This is a genomic window from Streptomyces sp. NPDC059455, from assembly GCF_042750115.1.
In the GTDB taxonomy this organism is placed as follows: Bacteria; Actinomycetota; Actinomycetes; order Streptomycetales; family Streptomycetaceae; genus Streptomyces; species Streptomyces endocoffeicus.
The window spans coordinates 9,555-27,150 of the sequence record NZ_JBHYVB010000079.1 but is presented as its reverse complement, the minus strand read 5'-3'; the positions used below and the strand labels follow the sequence as shown (position 1 = coordinate 27,150).

The following is a 17,596-nucleotide window of genomic DNA, read 5'->3' as shown; positions in this document are numbered from 1 at the left end:
GTCGTTCATCCGCGGCTGCGTCGTGGCCGGTCCCACGCGGCGGAGCCGCATATCGACACAGCCGCGGCGGAGCCGCATATCGACACCGCCCCGCGCCCCTTCGGTGCGCACCCGAACCGCACCGGACTTCAGCGAGGCCGCTCAGCGCTCAGTGGGCAGCGGGGCGCGGTGGGCCACGCGGCGGTGGGACGGCGGGACGCGGTAGGACCCGTGGGGCGCTGAGGCACGCGGCCAAGTGGGCCGCGCCGCTCAGGGGGTACGCCGCTCAGGGGGTGCGCGGCGCAGGGGGCCGGGGACGCCGTAGGACGCGCAAGGGAGTGAGCCGCGGACACGCTGGGCCGCGGGACGCGGTAGGAAACCCGGGACGCGGTGCGCCGCGCGGCGCATCCGTCGGGGTCAGTCGGCCCAGGCGCGTAGGCGGCGGGCGGTTTCGCCGAGGCGGAAGCCGCTGATCTCCCGTATGTCGCGGACCAGTTCGACCATGGCGCCCGGCGGGGGCTCGATCGGCTCTCCGGACTCCTCCATGTACATCTGCGCACAGGCCGCGCCGATCGTGGCGTTGTAGTCGGAGAACGGCTCGAGGATCAGTGAGGTGTGCAGAAAGGTCGCGGCGCGGGCGGCGGCCTCCTCGTAGTAGGGCTCGCCCGCGAACCGCTCGTAGCGGTGGCGCTCGGTCATGCAGTGGAGCGCACCCCAGTCCCGGACCGGGGTGTTCACCGGGGAGACCTCGACCTGGACGTTCAGCACCCAACCGGCGTCGACGTACAGGATCACCGCATGCCGTGCGGGAACTCCCGCTCGAACTCGGCCTTGTAGGCCAGAGCGAACTTCACGGCGCCCTCGACGAAGCGCTGCTTCTGACGCCGCCGCACCACGTCCTCGGTCAGTATGTCGTGCGCGAGCCGCTTGATCGCGACGCCCTTCTCCCTCGCCTCGGCACGCAGCTCGGCCAGCTCCTGCTCGGTGAACTCAATCGTGATGCCAGGCATGGGCGGCATGCTAGCCACGCCCGCACCCTGATCACTACCGGCTTGGCCACCACGAGCGAACCGCGAGGACGGAGGTTGACGCGACGGCCGCGCCGCTCAGCACTCCGGCCCGGTCAGCACTCCAGCCCGCTGAGCACTCGCGCCCGCTCAGCACTCCAGCCTCAGGGCGAACTGCTCCCCCGTCGGGAACGGCTCGTCCACGGGGTGCGGCCCGACCCATATGAGCGCCTGTTCGAAGGTCATGTACGAGCCGTTGTCGACGCACTGGCCGACCACCACCGCATTGCCGCCGCAGCGCCATGCCGCGTAGTTCCACGGGTGGTCGCCCTTCTCGTCCCGCACCACGGTCTCCGGCTCGCCCAGGCGTCCGCTGAAGGCGTCCACGGCGGCGCGCCACCGGCCGTCGAAGCCGGAGCGGTCGGCCTCGCGGTCGAAGACCCAGCCGGGGTCGCCGGAGTGGTACTCGGCGAGCCAGTCGACATTGCCGGTGAGCCCGTCGGCCTGCAACTCCGCGTCGAAGTCGTCCGGTTCGTAGTAGTAACAGAACGGGATCATGCATTCGGTGTCCGCGTCGTCGGGCCCGCCGAACCACTCCGGGAGGACATAGTGCCCGGTGTTGGTGGCGTACGAGGACGTGCGGGAGCCGTCGGGCACCCAGCCGAAGCGCTTCGCGGCGTCCGCCGTGGCGCCCGGGGTCCATTCCAGGTGCGCCAAGTCGGCGATGTGGCCGATGAGTTCGGGACCGGGGACGCAGCTGTTCACTGGCATGGTCATACGCTACGGCCCGCCACTGACAACGCGGCCGGCGCCGCCGGGGCGGACGGCGGGCGCGCGGCGCGACCGCGCGCCTCCAGCAGCAGCGCGAGCGCGAGCAGGGCCAGCCCCAGGATCAGGAAGCCCCACGGCAGATAGGCCGTGAGCAGCAGGACCAGCTGGCGCTGGGACTTGACCATGTCCACCGTGTGCCGGATGTAGTCCTCGCGCATCTTCACATGGCCGGAGAAGACGGTCACCCGGTCGCGGTCGCCCAGCAGTGTGCCGCCGCGCAGCTCCTCCTTGTGGATCTCCTGGCCGTTGACCGGGGCGCCTGTGGTGGGCTCGACCCAGAACATCCGCTTGGTGCTGTACCAGCGGGAGGTGCCGGCCTTGCGGACGGTCTCGGGGGTGACGCCGTTGACCGGCATGGTCTTGGGCAGCGGCACCTTGGTCCAGGGGATGGTCTGCTCGAAGTAGTAGACCACCACGCCGCGGAAGTTCCGGGTGCCCTTGTAGTGGATGGGGGCGGAGGTGCGGGTCTGGGCGTCGAAGTAGCGGTAGTCGCGCTTCTCGGTGAGGAACGGCCACTTGTACTCGATGCCGTCGCGGCGCACCGCGTCCCCGTCGACATGTTCGCCGCCCGCGTGCACCGGGTCCTGGGAGTGGGCGTCGAAGACATAGCGCTCGGGGATCTTGGAGACCATCTTGCCGTCGGGCCCGGCCACATACGACAGGGTGTCCCAGACGACGACATCGCGCCCGGTCGCCTTCTCCACCTTCTTCGCGGCGGGCACATTGCCGCGCAGGGTCTGCACGATGCTGACCTTGGGGACGGTGCGGGGCTTCATCGTGCCGTAGTCGAGCAGGGTTGCCGGACTGGCCTCCATCACCGCCGTCTGGTACTCGCTGGGCGGGATCTTGGCCAGCCGGGGATAGGCGTACCAGCGCAGCAGCGGCGCGAGGGCGGCGAAGAAGACTGCGAAGGCCAGCAGCACCAGGCTTGCTCTGCGGCGCATGGCGGATGTCCCTCCCTCAGGGGTGCTTGGGGACGGTGGTGAGCAGGGGTTCCGGGGAGGTCTCACCGCTGGGGGCGCCGATGGCCGTCACCGTGAGAACGATGGCGAGGGCGGCGGCGAGTCCGATCGCGGCGGTGGCGAGGGCACGCATACGGGGCCTCCTCGTGGTCCGTACGAGGCGCTGCCTGACGCTTCGTCAGGGATGGGGCACCGTAGCAACGGTGGGCGCAGATGAGAACACGAAGGCGTGAAAGCGTCACACCGCCCCTGGGCCCGGTGGGGGCTCAGGGGCGGTGCGGCGAACTGTGCGAGGGGCGCTTGTCTACGAGGCGGGAGCCTGGGTGACCGTCAGCTCGATATCCAGGACGGCGCCGCCCTCGGCGGTGAGGCGGAGCAGGAAGGTGCCCGCCTGGTCATCGGTGAGGATCTTCGGCAGCGTGAGCCGGCCGAGGTCGTCGGTCTTCAGGGCGGCCAGGGTGCGCACCGGCTTGTCCTTGTCGTCCAGGAAGTACGGCCCCTTGTCGCTGGGCTTCGGGTCCTTGGCCGAGGTGATCATGGTGGCGGTCACCGGGACATCCGCCATGTCCTTGCCCTTTTTGGTGGCCTTGACGGTGAGCTCGTCGGCGAAGGAGGCGCCGGTCCGGGCCGTGAGCTTCTTGTCGCCGATCCGGGCCAGCGCGTCGGCCTGCGGCACGGGCCGGGCCTTGACGGTGGCGGTGAACTCGACCGGGGCGGCCTCCCGCCCCACGGCGGTGGCGCGCACGGTGAAGGTGCCGGTCTTCTCGCCCGCGAGCAGCTTCGGCGCGGTGGCGGTGCCATCGGCGGCGGTCAGCACGGTGGCGGACTTGACCAGGCCGAGGAAGCGCGTGTCGGTGTCGCCGAGGATCTCGTACCGCACCCGGGCACCGGCCACCGGCTTGCCCGCGGTGTCCACCGCCTTGACGCGCGGCGACCGGTCGAACCCGGTGCCCGCGGTGGTGGACAGCTCCTTCGCGCCGACGGTGGTGAGCTTGCTGGTGCCGCTCGGGGTGGACGGCGGAGTGGTGGGGGGCTTCGGGGTCGGGCTCCCGGTGCCGGGGGTGCCCGGAGTGCCGGGGTTGCCCGGGGTGCCGGGGGTGTCGCCGGTCGGCGGGGTGGACGGCGGAGTGGTGGTGTCGGGGTTGTCGTTGGGCTTGGGCAGGGTGTGAGCCTCGTTCTCCTCGCCCTTCCCGGTGTCCTCGCCCTCGCCGCCGCCCTTCCCCGGATTCCTGCCCGAGTCCTTGCCCTTGTCGCCCGAGCCGGAGCCGGAGTCGTTCCCCGAGGGGATCCCACCGGTGCCGTCGGGGACCTCATGGGTGCCGCGCTTGTAGTACTCGAACCACGACAGGACGGTGTTCAGGTACTCCCGCGAGTGGTTGTAGCCGAGGATCGCGCGGTCCAGGTCGGCCTTGACGGACAGGTCGCGGCCGTCCGCACAGAGGTAGCTGCCCGCGGCGAGGGCGGCGTCGAAGACGTTGTTGGGGTCCTTCTCGCCGTCACCATTGCCGTCCCGGCCCCAGCTGGCCCAGGTGGACGGGATGAACTGCATGGGCCCGACCGCCCGGTCATGCTCACTGTCGCCGTCGTAGGCACCGCCGTCGGTGTCCTTGATCAGGGCGAAGCCGTCGCCGTTGAGGACCGGGCCGAGGATGGGGGAGACGGTGGTGCCGTCGGCGCCCACATTGCCGCCGCCGGCCTGGCCGGACTCGACCTTGCCGATCGCGGCGAGCAGCTCCCAGGGCAGATTGCAGCCGGGATTGGACTCCCTCAGGGCCGCTTCCGCCTTCTTGTAGGCGGCGAGGACGCTCGCGGGTATGCCCGCCTGGGGCTTGGTGTTGCTGCCTCCGGGAAGCCCGGGCAGATCGATCGAGGAGCCCGGTTTGTCGGGGGTGACCAGGGGTGGCAGATCGGTGTGGTACGAGGAACCACCGTCTATGGGGGTGTCATCCGGCGCCGGCGCCTCCCCCGCCCGCTGCTCCCGGTTCCGGTCGCCATGGTCGGAATTGGCGAAACCCGGCGCCTGGGACGCGGTGAGGGCGGCCATCGCGGCCGCCGCCACCGCTGTCGTGGCCGCCCCCTTGCGCAGTCGTCGGCCGATAAGCGGTGCCATCCGTGTGCCCCTCCCGTCGAACACGATGCGCTCCCCCGGCGCGTCAACTCTGGTGACACTACGACAACTTATGGCCCGCAGCTACCGGTGCAAACACCCCATCGGGCGAACTCTCAGTGAGCCGCGGACTCCCAGTCCGCACCGGATCCTACCGATACGCCCAGCGGAGCGCTCAGCTGGAAGGCGCCCGCCATCTCCCGGCGCACCAGCTCCTCGACCCGCTCCCGCTCACCGGGCGCGATCTCCAGCACGATTTCGTCGTGGACCTGCAGCAGCATCCGCGACGAGAGTTTCTCCTTCGTCAACGCCGCGTCCACCTTGAGCATCGCGATCTTCACGATGTCGGCGGCGGTGCCCTGGATCGGGGCGTTGAGCGCCATCCGCTCGGCCATCTCGCGGCGCTGGCGGTTGTCGCTGGTAAGGTCCGGCAGATAGCGGCGGCGGCCGAGCATGGTCTCCGTATAGCCGGTGGCGCGCGCCTCCTCGACGACCCGCTGGAGATAGTCGCGCACCCCGCCGAACCGCTCGAAGAAGTTCTCCATCAGCTTGCGGGCCTCGTCGGGGGTGATGCCCAGCTGCTGGGAGAGGCCGAACGCCGAGAGGCCGTACGCCAGCCCGTAGGACATGGCCTTGATCTTGCGGCGCATCTCCGGGTCGACCGCCGACTTGTCGACGGAGAAGACCTGGGAGGCGACCGTGGTGTGCAGATCCTCACCGGAGGTGAACGCCTCGATCAGGCCCTCGTCCTCGGAGAGATGGGCCATCACGCGCAGCTCGATCTGGCTGTAGTCGGCGGTCATCAGCGACTCGAAACCGTCACCGACGACGAAGCCGCGCCGGATCGCCCGGCCCTCGTCCGTGCGCACCGGGATGTTCTGCAGATTGGGGTCGGTGGAGGAGAGCCGGCCGGTGGCCGCCACGGTCTGGTTGAAGCTGGTGTGGATGCGCCCGCCGGGGGCGATCGTCTTGATCAGGCCTTCGACGGTGGAGCGCAGCCGCGCCTGCTCACGGTGGCGCAGCATGATCACCGGGAGCTCGTGGTCGGTCTGCGCGGCCAGCCAGGCCAGCGCGTCGGCGTCCGTGGTGTACCCGGTCTTGGTCTTCTTGGTCTTGGGCAGGCCCAGCTCGCCGAAGAGCACCTCCTGGAGCTGCTTGGGCGAGCCGAGGTTGAACTCATGGCCCACCGCGGCGTGGGCCTCCTTCACGGCGTGCTGCACGGCGGCGGCGAACTGCTGCTCCATGCGCTCCAGCCAGCCGCGGTCGGCGGCGATGCCCGACCGCTCCATCCGGGCCAGCAGCTCGGAGACGGGCAGCTCCATGTCGTGCAGCAGCCCGTCCGCGCCCACGTCCTTGAGCCGGCCGCCGAAGGCCTCACCCAGGTCCAGGATGGTCCGCGCCTTGATCATCAGGGCGTCCCGCTCGGCCTCTTCATCGGCGCCGAAGGCCAGCTGTCCGCTCTCCGCGGCCGCCGCCGGGGACAGCTCACGGCCCAGGTACTCCACCGACAGGGCGTCCAGCTCGAAGGAGCGGCGGCCCGGCTTGACCAGATAGGCGGCGAGGGCGGTGTCCATGCGCACGCCCGCGACGGACCAGCCGTGCTCGGCGAAGACCCGCATGATCCCCTTGGCGTTGTGCAGCACCTTGGGGCGGTCCGGGTCCGCGATCCACTCCGCGAACGCCCGCTCATCGGCCTCGTCCAGCCGCGAGGGGTCGAAGCAGGCGGCGGGGCCGGAGCCGGTGGCCAGCGCGACCTCGCTGACGCTGCCGCTGCCCAGCGCCCAGGTGTCGACGGTGGCCAGGCCCAGCGGGACGTCGCGGTGGCTCTCCAACCAGGGGGCGAGCTCGCCCGCGCCCAGCGCCACTCCGTCGACCGCGACACCCGGCTCGGCGGCCGCGGGCTCGTCCGCCGCCGCGCCCGGGTCGACGGCCATGATCCGGTCGCGGAAGTTCTGGTGGCGGAACTCCAGCGCGTCCAGGATCACCCCGAGCGCCTCCCGGTCGTACGGGGCGCGCTCGAGCCCCTCGGGGCCGGCGGTGAGCTCCACGTCCCGCACCAGCTCGGTCAGCCGGCGGTTGAGCTTCACGGACTCCAGGTGGTCGCGGAGCTTCTCGCCGACCTTCCCCTTGACCTCCTCGACCCGCTCCACCAGTTCCTTGAAGGAGCCGAACTGATTGATCCACTTCGCCGCGGTCTTCTCGCCGACGCCCGGGATGCCGGGGAGGTTGTCCGACGGGTCGCCGCGCAGGGCCGCGAAGTCGGGGTACTGGCTCGGGGTGAGGCCGTACTTCTCCTGCACCTTCTCGGGGGTGAACCGGGTCAGCTCGGAGACGCCCTTGGTGGGGTAGAGCACCGTGACATGGTCGGTGACCAGCTGGAAGGAGTCCCGGTCGCCGGTGACGATCAGGACGTCGAAGCCCTGCTCCTCGGCCTGGGTGGCGAGGGTGGCGATCACATCGTCGGCCTCGAAGCCGTCCACCGCGAAGCGCGTGATCTTCATGGCGTCGAGCAGCTCGCCGATCAGCTCGACCTGGCCCTTGAACTCATCGGGGGACTTGGAGCGGTTCGCCTTGTACTCGGTGAACTGCTCGGAGCGCCAGGTCTTGCGCGAGACGTCGAACGCCACGGCGAGGTGCGTGGGCCGCTCATCACGCAGCGTGTTCGCCAGCATCGAGGTGAAGCCGTAGATCGCGTTGGTGGTCTGGCCGGTGGTCGTGTTGAAGTTCTCCGCCGGCAGCGCGAAGAACGCCCGGTATGCCAGGGAGTGCCCGTCCAGCAGGAGCAGGCGGGGACGGTCATCCCCCGTGCGGTCGGGCGCGGGCGCTGCGGTCTTCTTCGATGCTTTCTCTGCCACGCCCCCGATCCTGCCACGCCCCACCGACAATGCCTCCCGCCCCGGCCACCGGACCGGACCGGGCCGCCGCCCCGGCTGTCGGTGGCCCGTGACAGGATCGGACCCACAGCCCCACACCCAGGTCCCGCAACGCTCGAGCCCAAGGGGAGCGACATGGCAGCCAAGCCGCCCGCAGGCGATCCGATCCAGGACGCGCCCGAGGTCACACCCCCACAGCATGCCGCCGCCGGGCTGCCGGCCGTAGGGCATTCGCTGCGCATCGCCCACCAGCAGATGGGCGTGCGCCGCACCGCGCTCACCCTGCTGCGCGTCAACCAGAAGGACGGCTTCGACTGCCCCGGCTGTGCCTGGCCCGAGCCGGACAAGCGCCATGCGGCCGAGTTCTGTGAGAACGGCGCGAAGGCCGTCGCCGAGGAGGCCACCCTCCGCCGGGTCACGCCCGACTTCTTCGCCGCCCACCCGGTGGCCGACCTCGCCACCCGCAGCGGCTACTGGCTCGGCCAGCAGGGCCGGCTGACCCAGCCGATGTACCTCCCCGAGGGCGCCGAGCGGTACGAGCCGGTGACCTGGGACCGGGCGTTCGACATCATCGGCGACGAGCTGACCGCGCTCGGCTCCCCCGACGAGGCGGTCTTCTACACCTCGGGCCGCACCAGCAACGAGGCGGCCTTCCTCTACCAGCTCTTCGCCCGCGAGTTCGGCACCAACAACCTGCCCGACTGCTCCAACATGTGCCATGAGTCCTCCGGCTCGGCGCTCACCGAGACCCTCGGCGTCGGTAAGGGCAGCGTGCTGCTGGAGGACCTCTACAAGGCCGACCTGATCGTCGTGGCCGGGCAGAACCCGGGCACCAACCACCCGCGCATGCTCTCCGCCCTGGAGAAGGCCAAGGCCAACGGCGCGAAGATCATCTCCATCAACCCGCTGCCCGAGGCCGGTCTCGAGCGGTTCAAGAACCCGCAGAACGCCCGCGGTATCGCGGGGGGCGGCACCGCGCTCACCGATCTCTTCCTGCAGATCCGGATCGGCGGCGACCAGGCCCTATTCCGCCTCCTCAACAAGCTCATCCTGGAGACGGAGGGCGCCACCGACGAGGAGTTCATCGGCGAGCACACCCACGGCTTCGAGGAGTTCGCCGCCGCGGCCCGCGCCGCCGACTGGGACGAGACGCTGCGCGCCACCGGTCTCGACCGCGCCGACATCGACCGCGCGCTGCGCATGGTCCTCGACTCGAAGCGCACCATCGTGTGCTGGGCGATGGGCCTGACCCAGCACAAGCACTCGGTGCCCACCATCCGCGAGGTCGTCAACTTCCTGCTGCTGCGCGGGAACGTCGGCCGCCCCGGCGCCGGGGTCTGCCCGGTGCGCGGCCACAGCAATGTGCAGGGCGACCGCACCATGGGCATCTTCGAGCGCCCCGCCCCGGCCTTCCTGGACGCCCTGGAGCGCGAGTTCGGCTTCGCCCCGCCCCGCGAGCACGGCTTCGACGTCGTCCGGGCCATCCGTGCCCTGCGCGACGGCCAGGCGAAGGTCTTCTTCGCCATGGGCGGCAACTTCGTGGCGGCCTCCCCCGACACCGAGGTCACCGAGTCCGCGATGCGCACCGCGCGGCTGACCGTCCATGTCTCCACCAAGCTCAACCGCTCCCATGTGGTCACCGGCGCGCGGGCGCTGATCCTGCCCACCCTCGGCCGCACCGAGCGCGATCTCCAGGGCGGCGGCCCGCAGTTCGTCACCGTCGAGGACTCCATGGGCATGGTGCACGCCTCCCGCGGGCGCCTGGAGCCCGCGAGCTCTCATCTGCTCTCCGAGCCGGCCATCGTCTGCCGGCTGGCCCGCCGGGTGCTTGGCCCCGAGAGCCGCACCCCCTGGGAAGAGTTCGAGAAGGACTACGCGCGCGTCCGCGACCGCATCGCGGCCGTCATCCCCGGCTTCGAGGACTTCAACGACCGGGTGAGCGACCCCTCCGGTTTCGCCCTGCCGCACGCCCCGCGCGACAGCCGCAGCTTCCCCACCGCCACCGGTAAGGCCAACTTCACGGCGGCCCCCATCGAGTACCCCGAGGCGCCCGAGGGCCGGCTGCTGCTGCAGACCCTGCGCTCCCACGACCAGTACAACACCACCATCTACGGCCTGGACGACCGCTACCGCGGCATCAAGAACGGCCGCCGGGTGGTGCTGGTGCACCCCGAGGACGCCCGGGAGCTCGGGCTGGCCGACGGGGCTTACGTCGACCTGGTCGGCGAGTGGAAGGACGGCACCGAGCGGCGCGCCACCGGCTTCCGCGTGATCCACTACCCGACCGCGCGCGGCTGCGCCGCCTCGTACTACCCGGAGACCAACGTCCTGGTCCCGCTGGACGCCACCGCCGACACCAGCAACACCCCGGCGAGCAAGTCCGTGGTGGTCCGCCTGGAACAGACGACCCCGGCCTAAGCGTTTGCTCAGTTGCCTGGTAAGAAGGTGGCCACCACAAGCGAAGGTGGCCACCACAGCAACCGAACGGAGCCTGTCCCGATGGGCGAGCAGACCAGCGTGAAGTTCCCGCAAGAGGTACTCGACGAGTACGCGGCGCTCGGCGTGGATCTTCCCGCGCTGTTCTCCGCCGGACACCTCGGCACCCGCATGGGCGTGCAGATCGTCGAGGCCTCGGCCGAGCGGGTCGTGGGCACCATGCCGGTGGAGGGCAACACCCAGCCGTACGGGCTGCTGCATGGCGGCGCCTCCGCCGTGCTGGCCGAGACCCTCGGCTCGGTCGGCTCGATGCTCCACGGCGGCAGCGGGCGGATCGCGGTCGGTGTGGACCTCAACTGCACCCACCACCGGAGCGCCCGCTCGGGCCTGGTCACCGGCGTGGCCACCCCCGTCCACCGGGGCCGCTCCACCGCCACCTACGAGATCGTCATCAGCGATGAGCAGGACCGGCGGGTGTGCACCGCCCGCCTCACCTGCCTGCTGCGCGAGGTGGACGACGCCGGGCGGGCCAGGACGGTCGCCGACATCACCGAGGCGAAGGACCGCGCCGAGGCGTGACGCCCGGCGCCATCACCGTTGTCCCCCTGGGAGGCCGGGTCTACCGTGACTCTCCATGGGGGCAACGACCCGGGCGGGCTCCTGGCCCGCCGCCGTCCGTGGATGCGCTCTCGTACTCGCCGTGACGGTGACCGGATGCGGCAGCTCCGGTTCCGGCCCCTCGGACGGCTCCCACAGTCCCGGCGGCTCCCACAACCCCGGCGGCTCCCACAGCTCCAGCGAATCCCGTAGCGCCCCGGCGTCCACGCCCGCCCCTCACGGCCCCACACCGCAGGCCACCTCCCCCGTACGGCTGTGCGCCGACCTCATCTCCTACTGGGCCGAGCAGGACCTCGCGGGCAGCCAGTGGGCCGGGCTCGACTGGGAGCAGAAGGGGCTCTCCAACGAGCAGTACGAGATCTACGACGACATCGTCCAGGCCGCGCGCGCCGAGCGGAAGCGGCATGGCACCCCGGCGGCCAAAGAGCTGATCAAGCGGCTGGCCGAGCGCCGCTGCGCGGCCGCGAACGGCGCCACCCACAGCTCCGAGAACTGGCGCCCGCCGACCTGAGCCGCACCGGCCCGACACCGGCGCGACACCGGCCCGACACCATTCCGGAACCCCCGCCCACCGCCCCGGACGGGCCGCGGACCGCACCGTCAGCCGTAACACTGCGTAACACTGACGCAACATAAGATCGCACATTCAGCACCCTCGGCGACTACGAAATCGATCTTCCCGCGCTCATCCGCGCACCCGCCTCCGCGCTTCATTCACAAGCTCAGCGCACTCCTTAGCGGAACTGCACCTTCTCAGGATCCGGACCTAATGATTGGTCCAAATGCGCCCTATTCGTCCCTTCCGTTCCGCTACACGGACATCCCGGGGTGACGCGCGTCATAACAAGACAGTCACATCATGGCCTGGACCTCTGCCCCACGTCGCCCCCCGCGCTTAGAGTCACAGCCAGTCACGGCCCCGTGGGGTGTACGCCGCGCCCACACGGCCATTCCAGGTTCACCCGGCGAGGACACGGCACCCCATGGACCCGGGGTGCCGGGCCAGCGAAAGGATTCCTCGTGCGACACCGTTCCTTGCTCATCATGACGACCGCCATCACCGCGGGCGCCCTCACTCTCAGCGCCTGCGGGTCGCGGGACGACAAAAACGACAGTGGCGGCAAGGACAGCAAGACGACCGTGGTCATCGGTGTCGACGCCCCGCTCACCGGCTCGCTGTCCGCTCTCGGCCAGGGCATCAAGAACTCCGTCGACCTCGCGGCGAAGATAGCCAACAAGAACAACGAGGTGGACGGGGTCACCTTCAAGGTCAAGTCCTTCGACGACCAGGCCGTGCCCTCCTCCGGCAAGGCGAACGCGACCTCGATGGTCGACGACGAGGACATCCTCGGCGCGGTCGGGCCGCTCAACTCGGGCGTCGCCCAGTCCATGCAGGGCGTCTTCGACAGAGGCGACCTCGCCCAGGTCTCCCCCGCCAACACCAACCCGGCCCTCAGCCAGGGCGACGACTGGGCCTCGGGCAAGAAGTCGCGCCCCTTCAAGACCTACTTCCGCACCGCGACCACCGACATCATCCAGGGCCGCTTCGCCGCGCAGTACTACTACAAGGACGCGAAGAAGCGGAAGGTCTTCGTCATCGACGACAAGCAGGCGTACGGCAACGGCCTCGCCACCATCTTCGCCGAGGAGTTCAAGCGCCTCGGCGGCAAGGTCGTCGGCCGGGACCACCTGACCGTCAAGGAGACCGACTTCTCCGGCATCTCCAACAAGGTGAAGTCCTCCGGTGCCGACTCGGTCTACTTCGGCGGCCAGTACCCCGAGGGCGGTCTGCTGTCCGACCAGGTCAAGCAGGCCGGCGCGCAGGTCCCGATCATGGGCGGCGACGGTATCTACGACCCCGCCTTCATCAAGGCGTCGGGCACCAACAACGACGGTGACCTCGCCACCTCCGTCGGCTACCCGGTCGAGCAGCTCGACTCCGCCAAGACGTTCGTGAAGAACTACGCGGACCAGCACTACAAGGACCCGTACGCGGCCTACGGCGGCTACTCCTACGACGCCGGCTGGGCCATCATCCAGGCCGTCAAGGCCGTGGTCGAGGACAACGACGGCAAGCTCCCGGACGACGCCCGCGCCAAGATCACCAAGGCGCTCGGCAAGGTCTCCTTCGACGGCGTCACCGGCAAGGTCTCCTTCGACCAGTACGGCGACACCACGAACAAGCAGCTGACCGTCTACAAGGTCACCAAGGGCGCCTGGAAGTCCGTGAAGAGCGAGACCTTCAAGGACTGACCCCGGCAGCGATCCGCACACCCACGAAACGAATCCGCGCGAGGGCGTACCCATCGCCCTCGCGCGGTGTCATATCCGACACGCTCATCGGAGGCCCTGCGGTGTACGAACTGCCGCAAACGCTGGTCAACGGCCTGACCCTTGGCGCCCTCTACGGCTTGATCGCCATCGGGTACACCATGGTCTACGGCATCGTCCAGCTCATCAACTTCGCCCATGGCGAGATCTTCATGATCGGGGGCTTCGGGGCCCTCACCATCTACATCTGGCTGCCCAGCGGCACCGCGCTCTCCCTCGCACTGCCCCTGATGCTGATCGGCGGCATCGTCGCCTCGGTCGCCATCGCCACCGCGGCGGAACGCTTCGCCTACCGGCCCCTGCGCGGCGGCCCCCGGCTCGCCCCCCTGATCACCGCGATCGGTCTGTCCATCGCACTGCAGCAGGCCGTCTGGGCCTTCTACCCCGACGCCAAGAAGCCCCGCAGCTTCCCGCAGTTCGAGGGATCGTCGTTCGAGATCCTCGACAATCTGCACATCCAGCGCGGCGACGCCTTCCTCCTCATCGCCGCCCCGCTGTGCATGCTCGCCCTCGGGCTGTTCGTCTCCAAGAGCCGGGCCGGCCGCGCCATGCAGGCCACCGCGCAGGACCCCGACACCGCCAAGCTCATGGGCATCAACACCGACCGCATCATCGTGATGGCCTTCGCCATCGGCGGTGCGTTCGCCGCCGTCGCCGCCCTCTCCCACGGGCTCAAGTACGGCCAGATCAACTTCGAGATGGGCTTCATCGCCGGTCTCAAGGCGTTCACCGCCGCCGTGCTCGGCGGCATCGGCAACATCTACGGCGCCATGCTCGGCGGCGTCGTCCTGGGCGTCGTCGAGGCCCTGGCCATCAAGTACATCCAGGACATCCCCGGGATGGACCAGCTCGGCGGCGGTGCCTGGAAGGACGTATGGGCCTTCACCCTGCTCATCGTCGTCCTGCTGGTCAGGCCACAGGGTCTGCTCGGCGAACGCGTAGCGGACCGGGCGTGAGGGAGTGAACCGATGACCACCGACAAGACCCAGCCCACCGCCGTGCGCAAGGCCGAGGCCGGCGCACCCGCCCCGCGCACCACCCTGCTCCGGGCCCTCACCGCGGCCGGCGGCGCCGCCGCCGTCGTCTCCACCTTCCTGGCCTGGACCTGGACCGCCGAATTCCCCGGCGATCTGACCGTCTACGGCTACCCCGGCGGACTGCAGCTCCTCACTCTCGTCCTGGGTATCGCCACCGGCGTCTTCGCACTGGCCGCCCTCGACCTCAAGGGCCTGCGCTGGCTCACCCCCAGCGGCTCCACCCAGGCCCTGCGGATGCTGGCCCTCGGCACCTTCGCCGTCACCTGGTTCACCGTCATCGCCATCGCGGTGGATCTGGACGGCCTGGTCAACCTGGAACCGGGCGGCTGGATCGCCGCCGTGGTGACCGCCGCCCCCGTGGCCACCACCTTCCTGCTCCCGGACGACAGCCGACCGCTGTGCCGTCCCGAGAAGCTGCCCTCCTGGGCCGAGATCCTGATCATCGCGGCGGTCTTCGCCGTCGGCCTGTACGTGGTCAACTACGGCATCCAGACCGACGCCGACCACCCCGAGCCGTTCCTCGGCTACCTCATCGCCGTCGGATTCGCGGCCGCCGCCCTGGTCAAGGCCGGGCTCATCAGCCGGATCAGCGAGCTCACCAGCTCCTACCGCTCCGTCACCCTGGTGGCGGCGCTGATCACCGCGATCGTCTTCCCCTTCTTCCAGGACAAGTCCAGCTTCACCGAACTGGGCGTCAACATCGCCATCTTCGCGACCGTCGCCCTCGGCCTGAACATCGTCGTCGGCCTCGCGGGCCTCCTCGACCTCGGGTATGTCGCCTTCCTCGGCGTCGGCGCCTACACCGCCGCCCTGGTCTCCGGATCCACCGCCTCGACCCTCGACATCAAGTTCCCCTTCTGGGCCGCCGTGATCACCGGCGGCGTGGTCTCCCTGATCTTCGGCGTGATCATCGGCGCCCCCACCCTGCGGCTGCGCGGCGACTATCTCGCCATCGTGACCCTCGGTTTCGGAGAGATCTTCCGTCTCGCCATGCTGAACCTCGATGGCACCTCCGGGCCCTCCGTCACCAACGGCCCCGACGGCATCCCCAACATCCCTCCGCTGGAGATCTTCGGGTTCAACTTCAACGACGACCACAGCGTCGGCGGGCTCACCCTCGACTCCAACGGCAACTACTACCTGCTGATGCTGCTGGTCACCGTCCTCGTGGTGCTGATCTTCAGCCGGGCGGGCAACTCCCGCATCGGCCGCGCCTGGGTCGCCATCCGCGAGGACGAGACCGCCGCCACCGCCATGGGCATCAACGGATTCCGGGTCAAGCTCATCGCCTTCGCGCTCGGCGCCACCCTGGCCGGGGTCGCCGGTGCCGTATGGGCCCACTTCCAGTCCACGGTCGTCCCCGAGCAGTACGTCTTCGCCGGACCCGTCCCGCCCAACTCCACCTTCCTGGTGGCCGCCGTCATCCTCGGCGGCATGGGCACCATCGGCGGCCCGCTGCTCGGCGCCACCCTGCTCTATCTGATCCCCAAGAAGCTGGAGTTCCTCCAGGACTACCAGCTCCTCGCCTTCGGTATCGCGCTCATCCTGCTGATGCGCTTCCGCCCCGAGGGGATCGTCCCCAACCGGCGGCAGCAGCTCGAGTACCACGAGACCGGCCAGCTCGACGTCCCCGGCGCCACCGGACTCAAGGACAGTGCCGTCGGCGTCACCAAGGCGGAGGCATGACAGCGATGACCACCACCACGACCTCCCCCGTGCTCACCGCCACCGGCGTCACCATGCGCTTCGGCGGACTCACGGCCGTACAAGCGGTCGACCTCGACGTCCACCCCGGCGAGATCGTCGGCCTCATCGGGCCCAACGGCGCGGGCAAGACCACCTTCTTCAACTGCCTCACCGGTCTGTACGTCCCCACCGAGGGCAGAGTCGCCTACCGGGGCACCGTGCTGCCGCCCAAGCCCCACCTGGTCACCCAGGCGGGCATCGCGCGCACCTTCCAGAACATCCGGCTCTTCGCCAATATGACGGTCCTGGAGAACGTGCTCGTCGGCCGCCACACCCGCACCAAGGAGGGCCTGTGGTCGGCCCTGCTGCGCGGCCCCGGCTTCAAGCGCGCCGAGGCCGCCTCCAAGGCCCGTGCCATGGAACTCCTGGAGTTCACCGGCCTCGCCGACAAGGCCGACCACCTCTCCCGCAACCTCCCCTACGGCGAGCAGCGCAAGCTGGAGATCGCCCGCGCCCTCGCCAGCGACCCCGGACTGCTGCTCCTCGACGAGCCCACCGCCGGAATGAACCCCCAGGAGACCCGCGCCACCGAGGAACTGGTCTTCGCCATCCGGGACCTGGGCACCGCCGTGCTCGTCATCGAGCACGACATGCGCTTCATCTTCAACCTCTGCGACCGGGTCGCCGTGCTCGTCCAGGGCCAGAAGCTCGTCGAGGGCACCTCGGAGGTCGTCCAGAGCGATGAGCGCGTCATCGCCGCCTACCTCGGCACCCCCTTCGAGGGCGCGCCGGGCGCGGAGGAGGCCGCCGAGGTCGAGGCCGCGGAGGCCGGGGCCACGACCGGAGCCACGGGAGGGGCCACGCAGGACGAGGCCCAGCGGGGCACCACAGCACGTACGGAGGACGGACAGTGACCGCACTGCTCGAGGTCGAGGACCTGCGGGTCGCCTACGGCAAGATCGAGGCCGTCAAGGGCATCTCGTTCAGCGTCGAGGCCGGACAGGTCGTCACCCTCATCGGTACCAACGGCGCGGGCAAGACGACCACGCTGCGCACCCTGTCCGGCCTGCTCGAGCCGCTCGGCGGGGAGATCCGCTTCGACGGCAAGCCGCTGAGGGGCGTCCCCGCGCACAAGATCGTCGCCCTGGGGCTGGCCCACTCGCCCGAGGGGCGGCATATCTTCCCGCGGCTGTCGATCGCCGAGAACCTCCAGCTCGGAGCGTTCCTCCGGAAGGACGCGGACGGCATAGCCGCCGACATCCGGCACGCCTACGAGCTCTTCCCCATCCTCGGCGAGCGCCGCAACCAGGCGGCGGGCACCCTCTCCGGCGGTGAGCAGCAGATGCTCGCGATGGGGCGAGCGCTGATGTCCCGCCCCAAGCTGCTGATGCTCGACGAGCCCTCGATGGGCCTCTCGCCGATCATGATGCAGAAGATCATGCAGACCATCGCCGAGCTCAAGTCCCAGGGCACGACGATCCTGCTGGTCGAGCAGAACGCCCAGGCGGCGCTGTCGCTGGCCGACCAGGGCCATGTGATGGAGATCGGCAAGATCGTGCTGTCGGGGACGGGCGAGACGCTGCTGCACGACGAGTCGGTGCGGAAGGCGTACCTCGGCGAGGACTGAGAGCCGACGAAAAGGGTCCGCACGCCCCGGCGGGGGCGGGGGGGGCCGGGCCCCCGGCAATCGCGCCGTGTGGGGGCGGGACCTCCTCCGCGGCCGCCCCTG

15 protein-coding genes are annotated in these 17,596 nt (G+C 70.0%); 8 read left to right on the top strand and 7 right to left on the bottom strand.

The annotated features are described in order from the left end of the window. Positions 1–396: 396 nt before the first annotated feature. The 7 genes from ACFXB5_RS26185 to polA form a co-directional block, all read right to left on the bottom strand. The gene (locus ACFXB5_RS26185; protein WP_385212040.1) at positions 397–774 is read right to left on the bottom strand and encodes a hypothetical protein; all 378 of its coding nucleotides are present in this window, start codon (positions 772–774) and stop codon (positions 397–399) included. After that, positions 771–989 (bottom strand): hypothetical protein, encoded by a 219-nt coding sequence (locus ACFXB5_RS26180; RefSeq protein ID WP_020872172.1) that lies wholly within the window; start codon positions 987–989, stop codon positions 771–773. The genes ACFXB5_RS26185 and ACFXB5_RS26180 overlap by 4 nt, the downstream gene beginning before the upstream one ends. Before the next feature lie 147 nt (positions 990–1,136). Continuing rightward, positions 1,137–1,757: a hypothetical protein gene (locus tag ACFXB5_RS26175; RefSeq protein ID WP_385212038.1), complete on the bottom strand. Its 621-nt coding sequence runs from the start codon at positions 1,755–1,757 to the stop codon at positions 1,137–1,139. Positions 1,758–1,759: 2 nt separating this feature from the next. Then, positions 1,760–2,761 carry a DUF3068 domain-containing protein gene (locus ACFXB5_RS26170; RefSeq protein ID WP_385212036.1) on the bottom strand — a complete coding sequence of 334 codons (1,002 nt, stop codon included), beginning with the start codon at positions 2,759–2,761 and terminating at the stop codon, positions 1,760–1,762. Between the two features lie 16 nt (positions 2,762–2,777). Continuing rightward, entirely contained in the window at positions 2,778–2,912 is a 135-nt protein-coding gene (locus ACFXB5_RS26165; protein ID WP_385212035.1) for an SPW_0924 family protein, read from the bottom strand. A 171-nt stretch (positions 2,913–3,083) separates the two neighbouring features. Next, a complete protein-coding gene (locus ACFXB5_RS26160; protein ID WP_385212033.1) occupies positions 3,084–4,889 on the bottom strand; it encodes a lytic murein transglycosylase in 1,806 nt (601 codons plus the stop codon). 113 nt (positions 4,890–5,002) lie between these two features. Further along, positions 5,003–7,741 carry a DNA polymerase I gene (polA, locus tag ACFXB5_RS26155; RefSeq protein WP_385212031.1) on the bottom strand — a complete coding sequence of 913 codons (2,739 nt, stop codon included), beginning with the start codon at positions 7,739–7,741 and terminating at the stop codon, positions 5,003–5,005. 153 nt (positions 7,742–7,894) lie between these two features. On the opposite strand from polA, the gene ACFXB5_RS26150 reads away from it, so the two are divergent. The 8 genes from ACFXB5_RS26150 to ACFXB5_RS26115 all read left to right on the top strand — a co-directional run bounded on the left by ACFXB5_RS26150 (position 7,895) and on the right by ACFXB5_RS26115 (position 17,494). Next, entirely contained in the window at positions 7,895–10,177 is a 2,283-nt protein-coding gene (locus ACFXB5_RS26150; RefSeq protein WP_385212030.1) for an FdhF/YdeP family oxidoreductase, read from the top strand. An 81-nt stretch (positions 10,178–10,258) separates the two neighbouring features. Further along, the gene (locus tag ACFXB5_RS26145; RefSeq protein ID WP_385212028.1) at positions 10,259–10,774 is read left to right on the top strand and encodes a hotdog fold thioesterase; all 516 of its coding nucleotides are present in this window, start codon (positions 10,259–10,261) and stop codon (positions 10,772–10,774) included. Positions 10,775–10,829: 55 nt separating this feature from the next. Continuing rightward, entirely contained in the window at positions 10,830–11,324 is a 495-nt protein-coding gene (locus ACFXB5_RS26140) for a hypothetical protein (RefSeq protein WP_385212026.1), read from the top strand. 509 nt (positions 11,325–11,833) lie between these two features. Next, positions 11,834–13,066, top strand: a complete 1,233-nt coding sequence (locus ACFXB5_RS26135; RefSeq protein WP_385212024.1) for a branched-chain amino acid ABC transporter substrate-binding protein — start codon at positions 11,834–11,836, stop codon at positions 13,064–13,066. 101 nt (positions 13,067–13,167) lie between these two features. Continuing rightward, entirely contained in the window at positions 13,168–14,100 is a 933-nt protein-coding gene (locus ACFXB5_RS26130) for a branched-chain amino acid ABC transporter permease (RefSeq protein ID WP_385212022.1), read from the top strand. A gap of 12 nt (positions 14,101–14,112) precedes the next feature. Next, positions 14,113–15,867 carry a branched-chain amino acid ABC transporter permease gene (locus ACFXB5_RS26125; protein WP_385212020.1) on the top strand — a complete coding sequence of 585 codons (1,755 nt, stop codon included), beginning with the start codon at positions 14,113–14,115 and terminating at the stop codon, positions 15,865–15,867. Continuing rightward, positions 15,864–16,781: an ABC transporter ATP-binding protein gene (locus ACFXB5_RS26120; RefSeq protein WP_385212018.1), complete on the top strand. Its 918-nt coding sequence runs from the start codon at positions 15,864–15,866 to the stop codon at positions 16,779–16,781. The genes ACFXB5_RS26125 and ACFXB5_RS26120 overlap by 4 nt, the downstream gene beginning before the upstream one ends. Next, positions 16,778–17,494 (top strand): ABC transporter ATP-binding protein, encoded by a 717-nt coding sequence (locus ACFXB5_RS26115; protein WP_385212016.1) that lies wholly within the window; start codon positions 16,778–16,780, stop codon positions 17,492–17,494. Before ACFXB5_RS26120 ends, ACFXB5_RS26115 begins: the two co-directional genes overlap by 4 nt. Positions 17,495–17,596 lie beyond the last annotated feature (102 nt).